Here is an 18,717-nt window from a genome sequence, read left to right as displayed (position 1 = left end):
CGTTGGGGGTGGCGGTTGCGCGGGAATGGCGGAGCGTGCCGCGATGCCCGCCCCGTCCCAGATGCGCGCGGCAACAGCATATTTCTTTTTTCCGCAAATACCTCCCGCCGGAGGCATGCCTGACCCGCACTGGGTCAGGGCGCGGCGGGGGCGGGGCTCAATGCCCTGCCCCCGCCGCTCTTCCCTCAGATCGTATCGAGTGCTGACAGAAGATCCGCTTCCAGATCCGCGACATCTTCTAGCCCGATGGACAGGCGCACCGTGCCCGGCGTGATGCCAAGCGCCAGCCGCTGCTCCTCCGTCAGGCGCTGATGTGTTGTCGTTCTGGGATGGGTCACGATGGATTTCGCGTCTCCCAGATTGTTGGAGATCAGGAACACGTGCAGCGCATCGAGAAACCGGAACGCGCCTGCCTGCCCGCCCGCAACCTCAATCGCGATCATGGTCCCACCGCTGCTCATCTGCCGGGACGATACGCCATGTTGCGGGTGATCGCTGCGCCCGGGATAAAGCACCCGCGTCACCGCGTCATGCCCGGCCAGCGCATCCGCGAGGCGGGAAGCACTTTCCGCCTGCGCGCGGCACCGCAGATCAAGGGTCTGCAAACCGTTGAGCATCACCCACGCGTTGAACGGGCTCATCGCCCCGCCAGTATGCTTCAGATATGGCTCAAGCGTGCCGCGAATATACGCCTCCGTCCCCAGCACCACACCGCCAAGGCACCGCCCCTGCCCGTCAATATGCTTGGTCGCGGAATAAATCACCACATCCGCCCCCAGATCAAAGGCGCGCATGAAAATCGGGGTGGCAAAGACGTTATCGACGACAACCTGCGCGCCCTTGGCATGGGCGATCTCAGCGACCGCGGCCACGTCAATCACTTCCAGCGTCGGGTTCGACAGGCTCTCGAAAAACACCAGCGTCGTGTCATCGCGCACCGCGTCCCGCCATTGATCAAGATCGGTGCCCTCCACAAACGTGACCTCGACACCGAACCGGGGCAGCAGCGTTTCAACGATGTAAAGGCAGGAGCCGAACAAGGCCTTGGCACTGACCACATGATCCCCGGCCTTGAGCATGGAGAAAAGCGCGCCATTCACGGCCGCCATGCCCGATGCGGTGGCGAATGCGGCCTCGCATCCCTCTAGCGCGGCGATCCGGTCCTCAAACACCGCGACGGTCGGGTTGCCATAGCGGGCATAGATGAACTCATCCTCGCCGCTTTCGATAAAGCGCCGCTCGGCTGTCGCAGCGTCAGGATAAGCGAAACCTTGGGTGAGATAGATCGCCTCGGCCATCTCACCATATTGGCTGCGGCGACTGCCGGAATGGACGAGTTTCGTGCGGGGGTTCCAGTCGTTCATGCTCTGTCAGCCGGGTTCCCTCCGGCCCTCCTTGCTCAAAACCGTTCGGGAGCACGGGCCGCGCCATGCGCGGGGGGCCGTCGTCCTGTTTAGCGGAATATTTTACGTGGCCCGCAAGCCGGTCAACAAATCGCCACGTCCCAGTCGTTTAGGCCCATGTCCCGCGCTGGTCAAGACGGCACCGCGCTGCTAGCGTGCGGCCTCTTTCAGAAAGGATTTCTCCCATGCGCAGCCGCCCCTTTATCCAATGTGATGTGTTTACCGACACGCCGACGCGCGGCAACGGGCTTGCCGTTGTCATGGATGGCACGGGGCTGAGCGACGCGGAGATGCAGGCCTTCGCGGCATGGACCAATCTGGCTGAAACCACGTTCCTTCTGCCCGCGCGCAGCGATGAGGCGGACTATACCTTGCGCATCTTTACACCCACGCGGGAGATGCCCTTCGCCGGGCATCCGACATTGGGAAGCTGTGCGGCATGGCTGCATCTCGGCGGGCAACCGAAGGAGCCGGGGATCGTGCGGCAGGATTGCGGTGTCGGCGTGGTGGAGATTGATCTCACCGGCCCGGTGCCCGCGTTTGTCGCCCCCGCAACCGCCATACGCCCGATGGACCCGGACATGCGCGCCGCGATCCTCAGCACGCTCGACATTCCTGAGGACCGCGTGCGGCACACGGCGGAGCTCGATAATGGCCCCGTTTGGCAAATGATCGAACTCGCCAGCGCGGAAGACGTGCTGCGGGCGGAAGCGATGCGCGTGCGCTGGCCCGAATTCAAAGCCATTGGCCTGTTCGGGGCCTATCCGGATGGGGCTGATTGTGCCTATGAGGTGCGGATGCTCGCCCCGTCCTCCGGCATGGCCGAAGACCCGATTACTGGCTCCCTGAACGCCGCGATTGCGCTGTGGCTGCAAAACGAGGGCCGCCTGACCGGCCCCCTCACCGCGTCCCAAGGGCAAAAGATAGGCCGCAAAGGCCGCGTCCACATCCTGCCCCATCCCAGCCACGATGGCCGCGTGCTGATCGGCGGGGAGACACAGATGCTGATCGAGGGGACGGTGCGGATTTGAACAGCACCCTTGCTTGCGTGTCATGAGGGCATCGCCGGACCGGGGGATTGCGATGTGACCGAAAGTCTAAGGCGCTTTATGGTCGCCATGTCATCTTCCGCTGATGCGGTGCACCCGGATCAACCAAATCGACAGCCCGTGGGGTCGGTCTGGCGATGCCCGGCGCCTGCGGCTTGATTCCGGGAAGTGTCAGCTAAGGGCACCACGCGCCTCAAAAACCCAATTACCCCTTGCACCCCGTCCTGATCTGACCCAGCCTTGCGGCTTCAAATTCAGACAAAGGAGTGCCCCATGCCCGCACCGATTGAGCTTTATTATTGGCCCACGCCGAATGGTTGGAAAATCTCCATCGCGTTGGAGGAGATGGGCCTGCCCTATACGCTCAAGCTGGTGAATATCGGCGCGGGGGAACAGTTCGCGCCCGATTTCCTCAAGATCGCACCGAACAACCGGATGCCCGCGATCATTGATCCCGACGGGCCGGACGGGGAGCCAATCTCGATCTTCGAATCCGGGGCGATCCTGCAATATCTTGCGCGCAAAACCGGCACGTTCTGCGGCAGTACGGAACGGGAGCGGATCGAGGTGGATCAGTGGCTGATGTGGCAGATGGGCGGGCTTGGCCCCATGGCCGGACAGGCGCATCATTTCCTGAAATACGCCCCCGCAATGGAGCCGCCCCATGACCTGCCCTACGCCAAGGACCGCTACCGCAATGAGACGGGTCGCCTTTACGGGGTGCTAAACAAACGACTCGCGGACCGGGAATTTGTGGCGGGGGATTTCTTCTCCATCGCAGATATGGCGATCTGGCCATGGGCCTGCCTGTGGGAAGGTCAGGAGCAGGACATCGAAACATTCCCGCATATGCAGGCATGGCTTGACCGCTGCTATGCCCGCCCGGGCGTTCAAAAGGGACGCGCGCTCGCAAAGGATATGCGCGCGAACCTTCAGGATCAGAAAGAGGCCCAGAAGGTCCTTTTCGGGCAAAAAGCGCGGGACTGATCCAGAATGCCCATGACGATGGCTTTTGTCGATTTGCCGGGTGGCGGGCGGCTTGGGATCGCACCGATGCCGGGGCGGTTCGACACGCTGGAGGCGGACGCGGAGGCGCTGATGCACGCCGGCGTGCGGCTCGTCCTGTCGATGACCGCGGATGAGGAGCATCCGGGCGGGCCTGCGCGCTTGCATCACGCGTTGGAGCGGCACGACATCGCGCTCTTGCGCTTACCGATCGTGGATTGGGGCACGCCCTCTCCGAGTGTGCAGGCCGCGTGGCCAAGCGCCGCGCGCGCGGCCCATACCCTGCTTGACCGGGGGGAGACGGTGCTGGCGCATTGCTATGGCGGGCATGGGCGGTCTGGCATGGCGCTGATGCGTCTGATGGTGGAGCGGGGCATGGCACCTGACGCGGCGCTTACGGCGATCCGTGCTGTCCGCCCCGGCGCGGTGGAGACGGACGCGCAACAGGCATGGGCTGGCAGTGCGCAAGAGGTGCAGATCATCGCAGGCGCTGGCTTTGACGATTGGGATGGGCTGCACCGGCTGTTGAACGCAGCCTTTGCCGGGATGGATGGGCGCATTGACCCGCCAAGCTCCCTCACCCGGATGACGCCCGACACGCTGGCGCAAAAGGCGCGGGAGGAGACCCTCTTTCTGGCATGGCGCGGGGCCTATCCGGTTGGGTGCCTTTTCGCGAAACTGGACGGACCTGAGGTGTATCTTGGCAAGGTCGCGGTGCGCCCCGGCCTGCATGGCAAGGGCATCGGCAGCGGGCTGTTTCGGGCCGCCGAAGGATGGGCGCGGGCGCAGGGCGCAGGCCATGCGACGCTCGAATCGCGGGTGGAACTGACCGAAAACCACCGGCTCTTTGCCCGGCTCGGCTATGACGAGGTGGATCGCACGCGCCATGACGGCTATGATCAGCCCACCTCGATCACTTTTGCAAAAAACCTGACCTAAGGCACAGATATGAAACCGCTTTTCCTTGCTGCCAGTCTGGCCTGCCTGCCGGTGACCGCGTTCGCCCAGTCGTTCGACATTCTCCATGAGGGGCCAACCTGGACGACGACGTTGCTGGGAACAGCAGGGGCGGAGGTGACCTGCTCCTTGCGCAACACAACGGGCGGCGACAAGTGGTTGTCGCTCAACGCGAATACCGGGGTGGAGGGCGATTTCTTTATCCTTGGTGATCCGGAGCGCGCGACTGAGGAGCCGAAAGAACTGCGCCTTTTGGTGCAGTTTGACGAGGGTGTGCGGTTCCTGCGCCCTGGTTTTGCGACCGGTGATACGGTGATGTTCTTCCTCCCCGCGCTGGAGACAGAAGCAACCCTGTTTCAGGCGCAATTGTTCAACGCGGAAACGATCCGGATCCGCAGGTTGGATGACAACAGCGTCGTGACCTTCCGCTCTGACGCGATGCGCCCGGCCCTGCTGACATGGGCCGATTGTGTGGAACAGGCCCTGCCCCGCTAAGGCGGCGCGGCACTGCTCTCTTCAATGATGCAAAAAAGAAACCGCTTTGATCCGGATCAAAGCGGCAGGGACGCGACTCGCGCAATCTGGCCTCACACCACCTGATGCCGCAAAGGAGCGCCCGTTATGAGCCATGTGCCCCACAGCCTGAATGAACATTTCCCCGACGCGGCGGAACAAATTCATTTGCTGCGGCTGAACGATCCGCATTTTTCCAAACTTGATGAAGCCTATGACGACATCAACCGCTCGATCCATCGCGCAGAGACGGATGTGGAGCCGACGGATGATTTCCACATGACCCAGATGCGCAAGCAGCGGATGCATCTTCTGGATGTGATTTCGGCCTACCTCGTATAAGGCCCCACCCGATTGTATTCGCCCTGTCTCCCTGTCGTGGCCGAATACATGCGCACCGCGCCCTGACGCCCAACTCCCCTTGGGCCTTCAGGCGCGGTGCTTTTTCGTTCAGGCGGACCCGATCAGGCCCGCGGCCTCGATCCCGGCCATGCCTGCTTCGGCGTCATTGTCGGACGTATCGCCCGTCACACCGACCGCGCCGATCACATTGTCGCGCTTGTCCATGACGAGAATGCCGCCCGGCACAGGGATCACCTGCCCGCCATAGACGCCATTCACAGCCGCCATGAAATAGGTCTGCTGTTCGGCGCGCGCCATCTGCGCCGAGCCGGGCATACCGAGCATCACCGCGCCATAGGCTTTGCCGCGCGCAATCTCAAACCGGCCCGGGGACGCGCCATCCTCCCGCTCAAACGCGATGACATGCCCGCCTGCGTCCAGCACGACGACGGACAATGGCTTGAGCCCCATTTCCCGCCCCTTGGCGAGGGTTTTGGAGATGATCGTGCGGGCCTTGCGATGTGAAATATTTGCCATCTGGGATATCCTCTTTCTTGGTTTATCAGGAGGCCAGCTCGGCCTTGAGCGCCAAACGGCGGGCATGGAGCACCGGCTCGGTATAACCAGACGGCTGCTCCGTCCCCTTGAACACCAGATCGCACGCGGCCTTGAACGCCTGCCCGTCATAGGAGGGCGCCATTGGCGTATAGGCCGGATCGCCCGCGTTCTGCTCATCCACGACGATGGCCATCCGCTTCATCACTTCCATGACCTGCGCCTCGGAGACGACACCATGATGCAGCCAGTTGGCCATATGCTGCGATGAAATCCGGCAGGTCGCGCGATCCTCCATCAGGCCGACATTGTGGATATCGAGCACTTTGGAGCAGCCAACGCCCTGATCGACCCAGCGCACGACATATCCAAGGATGCCTTGTGCGTTGTTCTCCAACTCCGCCGTGATGTCCGCATCGGACCAGTTTTGACCCTGCGCCACGGGGATGGTCAGAAGATCGGCCAGCGTGCCGCGCGGGCCACCCTTGGCAAGTTCGTCCTGACGGGCGAGCACATCAACCTTGTGATAATGGGTGGCATGGAGCGTCGCTGCGGTCGGGCTGGGCACCCATGCGCAGTTGGCCCCGGATTTCGGGTGGCCGATCTTTTGCTCCAGCATTGCTTGCATGAGGTCAGGCATCGCCCACATCCCCTTGCCGATCTGTGCCTTGCCGCGCAAACCACAGGCAAGGCCGATATCGACGTTGCGGTCCTCATAGGACGCGATCCAGGGCGTGTTTTTCATATCCCCCTTGCGCATCATCGGGCCCGCCTCCATCGAGGTGTGCATCTCATCCCCCGTGCGATCCAGAAAGCCCGTGTTGATGAACACAACCCGGTTTTTAGCGGCGCGGATGCATTCCTTGAGGTTGGCGGAGGTGCGCCGCTCCTCATCCATGATGCCCATCTTCACCGTGTTCGCGGGCAAGCCAAGGGTGCGCTCCACCGCGCTGAAAATCTCCCCGGCAAAGGCGACTTCCTCCGGCCCGTGCATTTTCGGCTTCACGATATAGACGGAGCCATGGGTGGAGTTGCCGCTGTCGCGCTTGAGATCATGCATCGCGCAGAGCACGGTGACAAAAGCGTCAAGAAACCCCTCCCCGATCTCATTCCCGTCGCGGTCCAGCACGGCAGGTGTCGTCATCAGATGGCCGACATTGCGCACCAGCATCAGCGCGCGACCCTTGAGCGTCAGTGCGTCCCCTTCAGGCGCGGTATAGCTGCGATCCGCGTTGAGGCGGCGAGTGAAGGTCTTACCTCCCTTGGCGACCTCTTCCTCCAGATCGCCACGCATCAGGCCAAGCCAGTTGGCATAGGCCACGACCTTATCTTCGGCATCAACAGCGGCGACGGAATCTTCGCAATCCATAATGGCGGAGATCGCGGATTCGAGAAGGATATCAGAGATATGCGCCGCATCCCCCGCACCGATCTGGCTGGTCGCATCGATCTGGATGGCGATATGGAGCGCGTTCTTGGTCAGCAGAATTTCAGTGGGCGCTGCGGCCGCCCCGGCAAAGCCCGCGAATTGACTAGGATCGGCAAGCCCGGTATCGCCCGCCGTCTGCGCTGTGATCAACGCGCCGCCCTCAACGCGCAGCCCGGTCACATCCGACCAGCCCCCTGCCGCGAGTGGCGCGACCTCATCCAGATAGGCCCGCGCCCACGCGATCACGCGGTTGCCCCGCGCTGCATCAAAGCCTTTGCCCTCCGGCAAATCCCCCATCGCATCCGTGCCATAGAGCGCATCATAAAGGCTGCCCCAGCGTGCATTCGCAGCATTGAGCGCATAGCGCGCGTTCATCACTGGCACCACAAGCTGCGGACCGGGGATGGACGCTATCTCCGGATCAACGCCAGAGGTTTCAACGCTGAAATCATCGCCCTCGGGCACGATATAGCCGATCTCCCGCAGGAAATCGGTATAGGCCGCCGCGTCATGCGCCTTGCCCCGGTTGGCGACATGCCATGCGTCGATTTGGTTTTGCAAATCTGCCCGGCGGGCAAGAAGCGCGCGGTTTTTTGGCCCCATGTCATGGACGACAGCGGACAAACCCGCCCAGAAATCCTGCGATGACACTCCGGTGCCGGGCAGCGCCTGCCGTTCCACAAAGTCGAAAAGCTGCGGCGCGATATGCAGGTCAGATACGGTGCGATAGCTGTTCATGGCGGCTCCTTTGAGGGCGATGTCCTATGGTCTGCACTGGCATGTATGCCACGGCATGCGGGCGGCAAACACTTTTGAAAAAGGTTTTCACATAGTGGAAGTTTGACCTCCCCGCCCTCTCGTGCCATCTCCTGTGACAGCAGCATTTGCCCGAGGTTTCCCATGCGCACCGATACCCAACACCCCGTCACCCGCCTTGCCGCATATTCGCCGCCCGCATGGCTGGTGGAGCGGGTCTCGCTGACCTTTTCCCTGAAGGCGGAGGCCACGCGCGTGGCTTCGGAAATCGTGTTCGTGCCCAATCCCGCACGTGCGGATGGGGATCACCCTTTGGAACTTGATGGGGAGCAGTTGACCCTTATGGCCGCGTGGATCGACGGGCAGGACGTGACCCCGGACATCACCGCAACGGGCCTGACGGTGCAAAATGTCCCGCAGGGCGGCTTCACATGGACGGCGGAGGTCGAAATCAACCCGGCGGCCAATACCGCGCTGGAAGGGCTTTATATGTCCAACGCGATGTATTGCACGCAATGCGAGGCCGAGGGTTTTCGCAAGATCACCTACTATCCCGACCGCCCCGATGTGATGGCCCCTTTCACCGTGCGGATCGAGGGCGACTTGCCCGTCATGCTGTCTAATGGCAATCCAACCGCGCAGGGCGACGGCTGGGCCGAATGGCACGATCCGTGGCCAAAACCAGCCTATCTCTTCGCACTTGTCGCGGGCGAGCTGGTGTCGGTGGACGACACGTTCACCACCATGTCGGGCCGCAAGGTGGACCTAAAAATCTATGTCCGCCCCGGCGATGAGGGCAAATGCGCTTATGCGATGGATGCACTCAAACGCTCCATGCGCTGGGACGAGACCGAATATGGCCGGGAATATGACCTTGATCTGTTCATGATCGTGGCGGTCGATGATTTCAATATGGGCGCGATGGAGAATAAGGGCCTCAACATCTTCAACAGCCGCTATGTGCTGGCCACGCCCGACACCGCGACAGACCTCGATTTCGAGCGGATCGAGGCGATCATCGCCCATGAGTATTTTCACAACTGGACGGGCAACCGGATCACCTGCCGCGATTGGTTCCAACTGTGCCTCAAGGAAGGGCTGACCGTGTTCCGCGATCAGCGGTTCACCGGCGACATGCGCTCCGAACCGGTGAAACGCATTGATGACGTCAAGATGCTGCGCGCCCGCCAGTTTCGCGAAGATAGCGGGCCACTGGCGCACCCCGTGCGCCCTGCCGAATATGTGGAGATCAACAATTTCTACACCGCGACGGTCTATGAGAAAGGCGCCGAACTGATCCGTATGCTTTGGCTCATGGTTGGGCCTCAAGGATACCGCCGGGGCACCGACCTCTATTTCGAGCGGCATGATGGGCAGGCCTGCACGATCGAGGATTGGCTCAAGGTGTTTGAGGATGCCTGCGACATTGACCTCAGCCAATTCGCGCTTTGGTACGCGCAGGCGGGCACGCCGCGTGTCGATGTGGCGGAGGCATGGGAGGACGGGCGCTACACGCTCACCTTTACGCAAACCGTGCCCGACACACCCGGCCAGACGGACAAGAAACCCGTGCCGATCCCAATGGCTTACGGGCTGTTGGACAAGACCGGGGCGGAAGTGGCGCAGGGCCTGCATGTGCTGACACAACCGCAGGAAAGCCTGAGCTTTGATCTGGCGGAGCGCCCGGTGCCGAGCCTGCTACGCGGCTTTTCCGCGCCCGTCACATTGGCGCGGGATGTGTCGGCGGCGGAACAGGCATTCCTCCTTGCCCATGACAGCGATCCGTTCAACCGATGGGAGGCAGGCCGCGCGATGATGCTGGAGGCTTTGACCTCCGACCGGGATAACGCTGCACTGGGCGCGGGCTTGCAGGCAGTGCTGACGGATGAAACCCTTGATCCAGCGTTCCGCGCGCTGACCCTGACCCTGCCATCCGAAGAGGAGATCGCCGCGCATGTCGCAGGGCGGGGCCAAGTGGTGGACCCATCGGCCATCCACGACCGGCGCGCCGTGGTGGAGCATACCATTGCGACGGCGTTGGGCGATGCGCTGCCCGCCGTCTATGCCGCAATGCGGGTGGATGGTCCCTATTCTCCCGATGGTGCAGCACCGGGGCAACGGGCGCTGCGCGCCCGGCTATTGGCCTATCTCACGCGACTGGACCGTCAGGCGGTAGAGGCAAAGGCGATGTTCGACACGGCCAACAACATGACAGAGACGATGGCCGCCTTGGCCCTGTTGGTCAGCGCGGGTCAGGCGCAGGACGCCCTTGCCGCGTTTGAGACGAAATGGGCCACGGATGCGTTGGTGATGGACAAATGGTTCACGGTGCAGGCCGTGGCCACGCCGCCCGCGCAGGCTGTCGCGACGGTCAAGACACTCACCCAACATGCCGCGTTCAACTGGAAGAACCCCAACCGCTTTCGCGCGGTCATCGGTGCCTTTGCCGTGGCGAACCCGGCTGGTTTTCACCGGGCGGATGGCAGCGGCTACACGCTCTTGGCCGACTGGCTGTTGACCCTTGACCCGGTCAATCCGCAGACCACCGCACGGGTCGCGGGCGCGTTCGAGACGTGGCGGAGACTCGATAGGGCCCGGCAGGCGCTGATCGGGCCGGAGTTGGAACGGATCGCTTCGGCACCCACGCTGTCCCGCGACATGACCGAGATCATCGGTCGGATTCGCGCGGCATAATTAGGGGCCGCGCCTCACAGCGCGGTAACGCCCGGCACTCGGGTGATAATTCCAGACAGAGCATGCCCGGCGCGTTTCGCGACGCTTGACAGGCTCGGCCAATGCGGCGATGACTGCGCCCGAACCACATACCCCAACCGGGCGTTTCGTAGGCGCCAAACCGAGGAGGACCATCAGATGTCCCAGATCACGATCACTTTGCCCGATGGCGCACAGCGCAGCTATGAGGCGGGGATCACCGGGGGTGAGGTTGCATCCGATATCTCGAAATCGCTCGGAAAGGCCGCGTTGGCCTGCACCGTCAACGGTGAATTTCGCGATCTGTCCCGGCCCATTGAGGCGGATGCCGACCTTGCCATTCACACCCTCAAGGATGAGCCGCAAGCGCTCGAACTGATCCGGCATGATTGCGCGCATATCATGGCGCGCGCGGTGCAGGAAATCTGGCCCGATGTGAAGGTCACCATCGGCCCGGTGATTGAAAACGGCTGGTATTACGATTTCGACCGGGAAGAGCCATTCTCTGCCGAAGACCTTGAGGTCATTGAAAAGAAAATGCGCGATATCATCGCCTTGCGCGATCCCGTTCGCACGGAAATTTGGGACCGCGCCCGCGCTGTGGCCCATTACGAAGCCTCTGGCGAGCCGTTCAAGGTCGAACTTGTGGGCATGATCCCCGAGGGTGAGGCGATCCGCATGTATTGGCATGGGGACTGGCAAGATCTGTGCCGTGGCCCGCATCTGGCGCATACTGGCCAAGTGCCTGCCGATGCGTTCAAACTGATGCGCGTCTCGGGTGCCTATTGGCGGGGCGACGCAAAGAACAAGCAGCTTCAGCGCATCTATGGCACCGCGTGGCGCAACAAGCAGGAGCTGAAAGCCTACCTCACCATGCTGGAGGAAGCGGCCAAGCGCGACCACCGTAAGCTGGGCCGGGAGATGGACCTCTTTCACATGCAGGAGGAAGCGCCGGGGCAGATTTTCTGGCATCCGAATGGCTGGAACATCTATACCACCTTGCAGGACTACATGCGCCGCCGCCAGCGGGCGGGTGGCTATGTCGAGGTGAATACGCCACAGGTCGTGGACCGCAAATTGTGGGAAGCCTCGGGCCATTGGGAAAAATACCAGGAAAATATGTTCATCGTCGAAGTGGACGAGGAGCACGCCCGCGAAAAGGCGATCAATGCACTCAAACCGATGAACTGCCCCTGCCATGTGCAGATTTTCAATCAGGGTATGAAATCCTATCGCGATCTGCCGCTGCGCATGGCCGAATTTGGCTCGTGCAACCGGTATGAGCCATCGGGCGCGCTGCATGGGATCATGCGGGTGCGCGGCTTCACGCAGGATGACGGTCATATCTTCTGCCGGGAGGACCAGATCGAGGCGGAGACGGCGGAATTCATCTCCTTCCTGTCTAAGACCTATCAGGACCTTGGGTTCGAGGGGTTCAAGGTCAAATTCTCCGACCGGCCAGAGGTGCGCGCCGGGTCTGATGAGGTGTGGGACAAGGCCGAAGCCGCGCTTTTGTCCGCGACCCGTGCCGCAGGGATCGAGCCGGAACTGAACCCCGGCGAAGGCGCGTTTTATGGCCCGAAACTGGAATTCGTTCTGACCGATGCCATCGGGCGCGACTGGCAATGCGGTACGCATCAGGTCGATTTCGTTCTGCCGGAGCGGCTTGATGCGAGCTATATCGGGCAGGATGGGGAGCCGCACCGCCCGGTGATGCTGCACCGTGCGACGCTTGGCTCTTTTGAGCGGTTCATCGGCATTCTGATCGAAAACCACGCGGGCAAATTCCCGCTTTGGCTTGCCCCACGGCAGGTGGTTGTCGCGACCATCGTGTCGGATGCGGATGCGTTTGCCGCCGATATCGTCGCACAATTGCGCGCGGCAGGCATCCGGGCAGAGACAGACAGCCGCAACGAAAAGATCAACTACAAGGTCCGCGAACATTCCGTGGGCAAGGTGCCGGTGATCCTCGCCGTTGGGCGTCAGGAAGTGGAAGATGGCACCGTGTCCATGCGCCGCCTGGGCGAGAAACACTCAAAGGTGATCACCGTGGCGGAGGCCGTCGCGATCCTGCGGGAGGAAGCAACCCCGGTCGATCTGCGCCACTAGGCGGAAAACGCCCACAAAACAAGAAGATGCCCCGCGATATAGGTGAACCAAATCGCGGGGCTCACTAAATACCGTTTCGGATCATGCGCACCGATGCGAAACAACTCGATCCCGTAAAGCAGCCCTGCCGCGAAAAACAGCGCAGTCCCGAGTTTCGCACGCCAAAACGCATCCGGCAGGGTGTAGGCCGTGCTGACGATCAACACCACGAGTAGGCCATAGAAAATCGTGACGACAGACACGCTCAGCATGTCTTTCCCGAAGGCGACAAGCCCCATCACGAGGATCGACAAAGCCAGCGCAAAGGTGATGGCGAAATCGGCATCAAACTGCGCGCCTGTCATGAAAAACATGAACATTTGCAGCAAATAGCAGCCCATATAGGCGGCAAGGCTGGTGTGCAAAAGCCGCTCTTGCGGCACGTTCCACCCCGAAACGACCAGAACATCGCCCACCGTCGCACAGACAAGGGCCAGAACCAGCAGCCACGGCATCCCGGCGGCAATCGCATAGAGGATCAGACATCCCATCGCGGCCAGCTTGACCCATGCCCGCGCGCGCCCCTCCACCCGCCAGCTAAAGCCGACGCCGTAGATCACGGACGAAATGAGCGCCGCAGCAAGGAGGGAAGCCGGGGACAACACGGGCAGTCAGATCCTTTCAACACGGCGCAGGTGATCCATCGCCGCCGGCAATTAATCGCTCAGGCAAACCCCATCACGATCAACGCTTGGCCAGAGAAATAGCTCAACCAGACCGCCGGGCTCGACAATCTGCGACGTTTATCGCCCTGCGGAACCAAAAACAGCTCATACCCGAACAGCGCCTTGGAGATCAGGATCAGGCAGGCACCGTACCACGCCAGCACATGCTCCGGCGGAAGGGTATAGGCGACGGAAAACTGCGCCACGACCATCAGCGAAAAAAGCACCGAGGGCGAGGAAATCTCCCGCATCTGGGGCCCAAAGCAACTTAGCACCATCGCACCAAAAGCGATTGCAAAAGCAAAGACATAGGCAAAATCAGCCCCCAGTGCCGCATCCGCCTTCACGAACCCGACGATATAGGCGCCATAGGCCACCATATAGGCCAGCGAACTGATCCTGAGCCGCGCCACGCTTTTCCATCGGTAGCCATAGATGACGAGGAAATCCCCCAGTGTGGCAGACAGAATTCCAAACATGATGAAAAGCGGGGCATCGGAGAGCACAGCCACCAAAGACAGCAGCAGCATCGCCGCAGTTTTGGTCACAATCCGTGGCAACAGGTCAGGCCGCCAACTAAAGGCCAGCCCATACACAAGCGCACAACCAATGGATAAGATCAGCAACAACCGTCAAGCCCCCAAAGCTGACCCCTTTGCACAGCATCGGTGAAGGAAGGGCAAGTGTTTCGCGCTGTTTCGACCCGTTTCACAACTTAAACGTGTGTCACGCCATTGCGGGTAGCTTTATATACAACCGCACATATGTCGATATCAGAACGCGACAATCCAACCGGCAAGCCACCCTCACCAAAATCGAATCGAAAACTCGGAAATCAGAGTGCTTCGGGCAGGATGAACGCGAGCGCGAATATCAGCAGCGCCCCGTAATAGAGCAGATAGATGACGGGGGCCGTGACCCGCACATAGGGCGATGTCGGCGCCAGATGGAATTGTTCAAACGCATGGATGATCGCATGCACGATAAAGAGCACCGAGCCATAAACCGCCAGCCGGTAAGGCTCCATTAGTCCGAAGGAGAAATACGCCATCGCGGCAATGCTGCTGATATAGATCATGACGGGGAACAGCATCTTTTTCATCTCATCCCAGAGCATGGTCAGAATGCCCAAGCCAAAGCCCAAGATGGCCACCAGCCCGAAAAACCAGTTCTCCAGCCCGCCCCAATGCTGCGCGAACAACAGCATCAACGCCCCCTGCCCGGCGATGGAGGTGATCATGCCGATGATCATCAACCGTTTGGTGCGAAACGCGCCGGAGGCCAAAACGAGGTCCGTGACGAACATCAGGCCAAGGGCCACGATCAGCATCAGCGGCGCGCCAAAGCCCACGGCAAACAGGATCAGCCCGCTGACGGCGCATCCCTTGACGATCATGCGGCGCAGCGACGGCGCGGCAAGTTGGAAAACGCTTACATAGACAAGCGCGCCCATCACCGACAGCATCAGACCCAGATATGCAACTTCCACAAAATTCCCCGCTCAAAGGCCCGGACACCTGCTGTTGGCTTCTCCAACGTGACGGCGACTCTTGACCTTCATGGGATTTTTATCCACTTAAGAGCATGAAGTGCAATGGCTACATCCATTTGCGCATATGATCGAAACAACAACGGAGCATACCACCATCGCCCGCAGACCACACAACGCCCCGCCCACCCGTGACACCGGCCCTCGAGTCAATGATCGCGTGCGTGCACCCGAAATCCGCCTGATCGGATCGGCTGGCGAAAACCATGGTGTCCTGTCCCCCGCCGCGGCACTCGCCATGGCAGAGGAAGAAGGGCTTGACCTTGTCGAGATTTCTCCGAATGCGAACCCACCGGTTTGCAAAATTATGGATTTCGGCAAGTTCAAATACGAACAGCAGAAAAAAGAATCCGAAGCGCGCAAAAAGCAGAAGATCATCGAGGTGAAGGAGGTCAAATTCCGCCCCAACACCGATACCCATGATTACGAAGTGAAAATGCGCAACGTGACGCGGTTCCTCGACAATGGGGACAAGGTGAAGGTCACCTTGCGATTCCGAGGCCGGGAAATGGCGCACCAGAATCTGGGTCGTGAGCTTCTGGAGCGTGTGGCAACCGACCTTGAAGGACTGGGTAAGGTCGAACACATGCCTAAGATGGAAGGCCGCCAGATGATCATGATCGTGGGGCCGGTCAAAACCTGACCTCATCCGATCAGACGCGACATGCGGAACGGGGCCTGCCGATGCAGCGCCCCGTTTTTCTTTGCCCATTTACCATGACTTAAATCCTTGCGCGTAGCTCCCTTCCTGACGGAATGGATAAGAGCGCTTGGGATGACCACCACCTACACCCTGTTTGCCTATAGCGCAGATGCGTTCGGGTATAACGCAAGCACCAACTCATTTGAATTTTTCAACGGCTATGATCCTTTTCAGGATCGGGTGCGCATGGAGATCACGGATAACGACGTGTTCTTCGATGGGGATGCCTCCGCTGACGAAAGGGGGGAGGATACCAACCAAACCGGCATCGTGACCCGGCCAGATGGCACGGCTGTCGCCTCTGGCCGCATTTATGTCGAAGCCTATGCTGAGATCCGCGCCCCTGGTGGCCGCATCCTCACAATCGACCGGGTGGAAATCGGCGGTCAACTGATAGGCTATCTGCCGTCAGAGCAGTTGGACCCAAATCTGTCCTACGAATTCATCCGCTCCTTCAATGTGGACAATAACGATCCTGACTTCGGGGATACGACCCTACGGTACACAGACTATATCGACCTGCCCTGTTTCGCCCCCGATACCCGCATCGCCACTCCGGCGGGGGAGCGCGTGGTGGCCGACCTGCGCGCCGGTGATCTGGTGTTGACGCGCGATCACGGGCCACGGCCGATCCGCTGGTGGTCCCGGCACCAGGTGGGGCTCGACGGTGACACACTGCCCGTCTTGATCCGAATGGGCGCATTTGGCCCGGCCATCCCCCGCCGCGATCTGATCCTGTCCGCGCAACATCGCGTTCTGGTGGGCGGAACGCACCAACTGCCCTATGAGAGCGAACGCTTTGCCCCGGCCAAGGGGCTGGTGCGCCAACCCGGCATCCGCCTTATGCGCGGACGGCACCACCAGGATTGGGTGCATTTCGCGCTCGACCGGCACGAGATCGTCTTTGCCGAAGGATGCGAGGTGGAATCGCTCCTGATCGGGCCAATGGTGATCCGCAATCTGCCTGCGCGCACGCGCCTGCGTCTCTATGGGTTGTTTCCGCGCCGAACCGGCGCGCAGGCGCTGAACGGGCGCCCTGCCCGCCCCTGCCTGACCGTGCAACAGGCGCTCCGGTTGCCGCGCGCTATGGACAGCCTGCGCCAGCCCGCCTAAGCAGGCTTATGCGTATTCTCCCCACCATCAGGCTTGAGGAAAACAGCACCCGGCAGGGGGTGTTGTTCATGATCGCCGCGATCCTGTTTTTCACCCTGATGGACGCCTTGGCCAAAGGGCTGACACAACGCTATGAGCCGATGATGGTGGTCTGGGCGCGATATACCGGGCAGGTCGCATGGACCCTCGTGATGCTCTCCCCGATCCTGTTTCGGGTGATCGGAACCAAACACATAAAGATGCAGTTGCTGCGGTCCGTGCTGCTGTTCGGGGCCACGTTCAGCTTCTACAGCGGGTTGTCGGGGTTGAAGCTCGCGCAGGCCACCGCGATTTTCGAGGTCGCACCACTGATCCTGACCGGGCTTGCCGTTCTGGTGTTGAAAGAGAAGGTTGGCCTGCGCCGCTGGGCCGGTGTGGGCGCGGGGATGATCGGGGCGCTGATCATCATCCGGCCCGGAACAGACGTGTTCACACCCTATGCGCTGTTCCCGCTTGCCGCCGCGTTCTGCTATTCCGCCTATGCCATCGCGACCCGGTTTCTGGGATCGGAGGAAAGCGCATGGACCAGCTTTTTCTACACTGGCCTCTTTGGCGCATTGGCCGCGAGCCTTATGGTGGCACCCGTATGGGAAACGCCCAGCCTGCCGGATGCGGGGATCATGGTCGTGCTCGGCGCGATTGGCGGGCTGGCGCAGCTCCTTCTGATCTTCGCCATTCGCGCGGCCCCCGCGAGCGTGCTAGCACCGTTCAGCTATGTCGGGCTGGCTTTTGCCACGCTTTGGGGTGTTTTCTTCTTCGGGGAGTTTCCCGATGGCTTCACCGTGATGGGCGCGGCCGTGATCGTGGGTGCCGGGCTTTACGTCTGGTATCGCGAAACCAAGGTCGTGCCGCAACGGCAGGACGTGTAGGGCTTTTCTGCGCGCGCGCGATAGCTTACCTCAAAGCGCATGAACCAGTTGAGCACATCCATGATGCGAGGGGCCGAATGGGCCGCCAATGGCCTGTTGCGCCTCTACGGGCGCGCCTTGCGCGGCTTGAGCTATCCCAACCGGGTGAAGGTCGGCGCGGCGGTGGGGCGTGGCCTGTTTGCGCGCATCCCGACCGCGCGCAAACGCACCTTTCAAAATCTGGAACGGGTGGCGCCCACGTTTGATGCGCGCAAAATCCTGCGGGAAACATCCGACAATTTTGGCCGTGTCCTCGTGGAAGAAACCATGATGACCGAGTTTCTGGCCGATCCCGCCCGGTTCCATGTTGGCGGTGACGGCTGGGCCGACACGCTCGACGCGCTGGACGCCGGGCGCGGCCCGGTCATCGTGACGGCCCATTATGGCAATTGGGAAGGCATCCGCGCCGCGATCCGGTTTGCCGGGCACCAGATGGCTTGCGTCTATCGCCCCCATAACAACCCCCATTACAACGCGGATTTCGTGGCCTCGCTGCATGAGGTCGATCCGAATGCTTTTCCCAAGGGGAAGGAAGGCACGCGCGGGCTTGTCCGGCATTTGCGCAGCGGCGGGGGCGTCATGATCCTCGCAGATCAGAAACAGACCGGCGCGCCATTGTTGCCGTTTTTGGGTCATGAGGCGGAAACGGCGCTGAGCCCGGCCAAACTTGCCCTGGCCAACGACATGCCCCTCATTCCCGCGATCAGCCGTCGCCGCACGGATGGGATGAGCTTTGACGTGATCTTCGGCACGCCCATCACGCCCTCCACGCCCGAGCAGATGATGACGGACGCGAATGCGCAATTGTCAGATTGGATCATGGAAGCGCCCGCGCAATGGTTCTGGTTTCACCGGCGCTGGCGCTGATCCC

General features: G+C 61.3%; 17 protein-coding genes and 1 riboswitch. Of the genes, 11 read left to right on the top strand and 6 right to left on the bottom strand.

Going from position 1 to position 18,717, the window contains the following annotated elements; translation table 11 throughout:
• Positions 1-185 precede the first annotated feature (185 nt).
• Positions 186-1,364, bottom strand: coding sequence for an O-succinylhomoserine sulfhydrylase (metZ, locus tag FHS89_RS11290; RefSeq protein ID WP_184011665.1), 1,179 nt, complete (start codon positions 1,362-1,364; stop codon positions 186-188).
• Positions 1,365-1,432: 68 nt separating this feature from the next.
• A riboswitch (SAM riboswitch) is annotated at positions 1,433-1,511 on the bottom strand.
• A gap of 77 nt (positions 1,512-1,588) precedes the next feature.
• Between metZ and FHS89_RS11285 the strand changes: the two genes are divergently transcribed.
• From FHS89_RS11285 to FHS89_RS11265, 5 genes are all read left to right on the top strand, one after another.
• Complete coding sequence (locus FHS89_RS11285; RefSeq protein ID WP_184011664.1) at positions 1,589-2,434, top strand: PhzF family phenazine biosynthesis protein; 846 nt, start codon at positions 1,589-1,591, stop codon at positions 2,432-2,434.
• A 291-nt stretch (positions 2,435-2,725) separates the two neighbouring features.
• Positions 2,726-3,439 carry a glutathione S-transferase N-terminal domain-containing protein gene (locus tag FHS89_RS11280; RefSeq protein ID WP_184011662.1) on the top strand — a complete coding sequence of 238 codons (714 nt, stop codon included), beginning with the start codon at positions 2,726-2,728 and terminating at the stop codon, positions 3,437-3,439.
• A gap of 6 nt (positions 3,440-3,445) precedes the next feature.
• Positions 3,446-4,396 carry a GNAT family N-acetyltransferase gene (locus FHS89_RS16200; protein WP_221229402.1) on the top strand — a complete coding sequence of 317 codons (951 nt, stop codon included), beginning with the start codon at positions 3,446-3,448 and terminating at the stop codon, positions 4,394-4,396.
• A gap of 9 nt (positions 4,397-4,405) precedes the next feature.
• Positions 4,406-4,909, top strand: a complete 504-nt coding sequence (locus FHS89_RS11270) for a hypothetical protein (protein ID WP_184011660.1) — start codon at positions 4,406-4,408, stop codon at positions 4,907-4,909.
• A 126-nt stretch (positions 4,910-5,035) separates the two neighbouring features.
• On the top strand, positions 5,036-5,269 hold the full coding sequence (locus tag FHS89_RS11265) for an HP1242/YdcH family protein (protein ID WP_184011658.1): 234 nt from the start codon (positions 5,036-5,038) through the stop codon (positions 5,267-5,269).
• A 108-nt stretch (positions 5,270-5,377) separates the two neighbouring features.
• Here FHS89_RS11265 and FHS89_RS11260 read toward each other — a convergent pair whose 3' ends face one another.
• Together FHS89_RS11260 and FHS89_RS11255 are read right to left on the bottom strand one after the other, a co-directional pair.
• Complete coding sequence (locus tag FHS89_RS11260) at positions 5,378-5,806, bottom strand: GlcG/HbpS family heme-binding protein (RefSeq protein ID WP_184011656.1); 429 nt, start codon at positions 5,804-5,806, stop codon at positions 5,378-5,380.
• 25 nt (positions 5,807-5,831) lie between these two features.
• On the bottom strand, positions 5,832-7,991 hold the full coding sequence (locus FHS89_RS11255) for a malate synthase G (protein WP_184011654.1): 2,160 nt from the start codon (positions 7,989-7,991) through the stop codon (positions 5,832-5,834).
• A 162-nt stretch (positions 7,992-8,153) separates the two neighbouring features.
• On the opposite strand from FHS89_RS11255, the gene pepN reads away from it, so the two are divergent.
• Positions 8,154-10,703, top strand: coding sequence for an aminopeptidase N (gene pepN, locus FHS89_RS11250; RefSeq protein WP_184011652.1), 2,550 nt, complete (start codon positions 8,154-8,156; stop codon positions 10,701-10,703).
• 177 nt (positions 10,704-10,880) lie between these two features.
• Positions 10,881-12,830 carry a threonine--tRNA ligase gene (gene thrS, locus FHS89_RS11245; RefSeq protein WP_184011650.1) on the top strand — a complete coding sequence of 650 codons (1,950 nt, stop codon included), beginning with the start codon at positions 10,881-10,883 and terminating at the stop codon, positions 12,828-12,830.
• Here thrS and FHS89_RS11240 read toward each other — a convergent pair.
• The 3 genes from FHS89_RS11240 to FHS89_RS11230 all read right to left on the bottom strand — a co-directional run bounded on the left by FHS89_RS11240 (position 12,827) and on the right by FHS89_RS11230 (position 15,023).
• Positions 12,827-13,474: a lysoplasmalogenase family protein gene (locus tag FHS89_RS11240; protein ID WP_184011648.1), complete on the bottom strand. Its 648-nt coding sequence runs from the start codon at positions 13,472-13,474 to the stop codon at positions 12,827-12,829. The genes thrS and FHS89_RS11240 overlap by 4 nt on opposite strands.
• A 59-nt stretch (positions 13,475-13,533) precedes the next feature.
• On the bottom strand, positions 13,534-14,082 hold the full coding sequence (locus FHS89_RS11235; protein ID WP_184011646.1) for a lysoplasmalogenase family protein: 549 nt from the start codon (positions 14,080-14,082) through the stop codon (positions 13,534-13,536).
• Positions 14,083-14,369: 287 nt separating this feature from the next.
• The gene (locus tag FHS89_RS11230) at positions 14,370-15,023 is read right to left on the bottom strand and encodes a lysoplasmalogenase family protein (protein WP_184011644.1); all 654 of its coding nucleotides are present in this window, start codon (positions 15,021-15,023) and stop codon (positions 14,370-14,372) included.
• Between the two features lie 127 nt (positions 15,024-15,150).
• On the opposite strand from FHS89_RS11230, the gene infC reads away from it, so the two are divergent.
• From infC to FHS89_RS11210, 4 genes are all read left to right on the top strand, one after another.
• The gene (gene infC, locus FHS89_RS11225; protein ID WP_184011642.1) at positions 15,151-15,726 is read left to right on the top strand and encodes a translation initiation factor IF-3; all 576 of its coding nucleotides are present in this window, start codon (positions 15,151-15,153) and stop codon (positions 15,724-15,726) included.
• Between the two features lie 132 nt (positions 15,727-15,858).
• Positions 15,859-16,899: a Hint domain-containing protein gene (locus FHS89_RS11220; RefSeq protein WP_184011640.1), complete on the top strand. Its 1,041-nt coding sequence runs from the start codon at positions 15,859-15,861 to the stop codon at positions 16,897-16,899.
• A gap of 8 nt (positions 16,900-16,907) precedes the next feature.
• The gene (locus FHS89_RS11215; RefSeq protein ID WP_184011638.1) at positions 16,908-17,807 is read left to right on the top strand and encodes a DMT family transporter; all 900 of its coding nucleotides are present in this window, start codon (positions 16,908-16,910) and stop codon (positions 17,805-17,807) included.
• 39 nt (positions 17,808-17,846) lie between these two features.
• Complete coding sequence (locus FHS89_RS11210; RefSeq protein ID WP_184011637.1) at positions 17,847-18,713, top strand: lysophospholipid acyltransferase family protein; 867 nt, start codon at positions 17,847-17,849, stop codon at positions 18,711-18,713.
• The last annotated feature ends 4 nt before the right edge of the window (positions 18,714-18,717 follow it).

It is taken from the genome of Rubricella aquisinus (assembly GCF_014199445.1).
GTDB classification, from domain to species: Bacteria; Pseudomonadota; Alphaproteobacteria; order Rhodobacterales; family Rhodobacteraceae; genus Rubricella; species Rubricella aquisinus.
The sequence above is the reverse complement of the archived record's forward strand: the minus strand, read 5'-3'. Positions and strand labels throughout refer to the sequence as shown.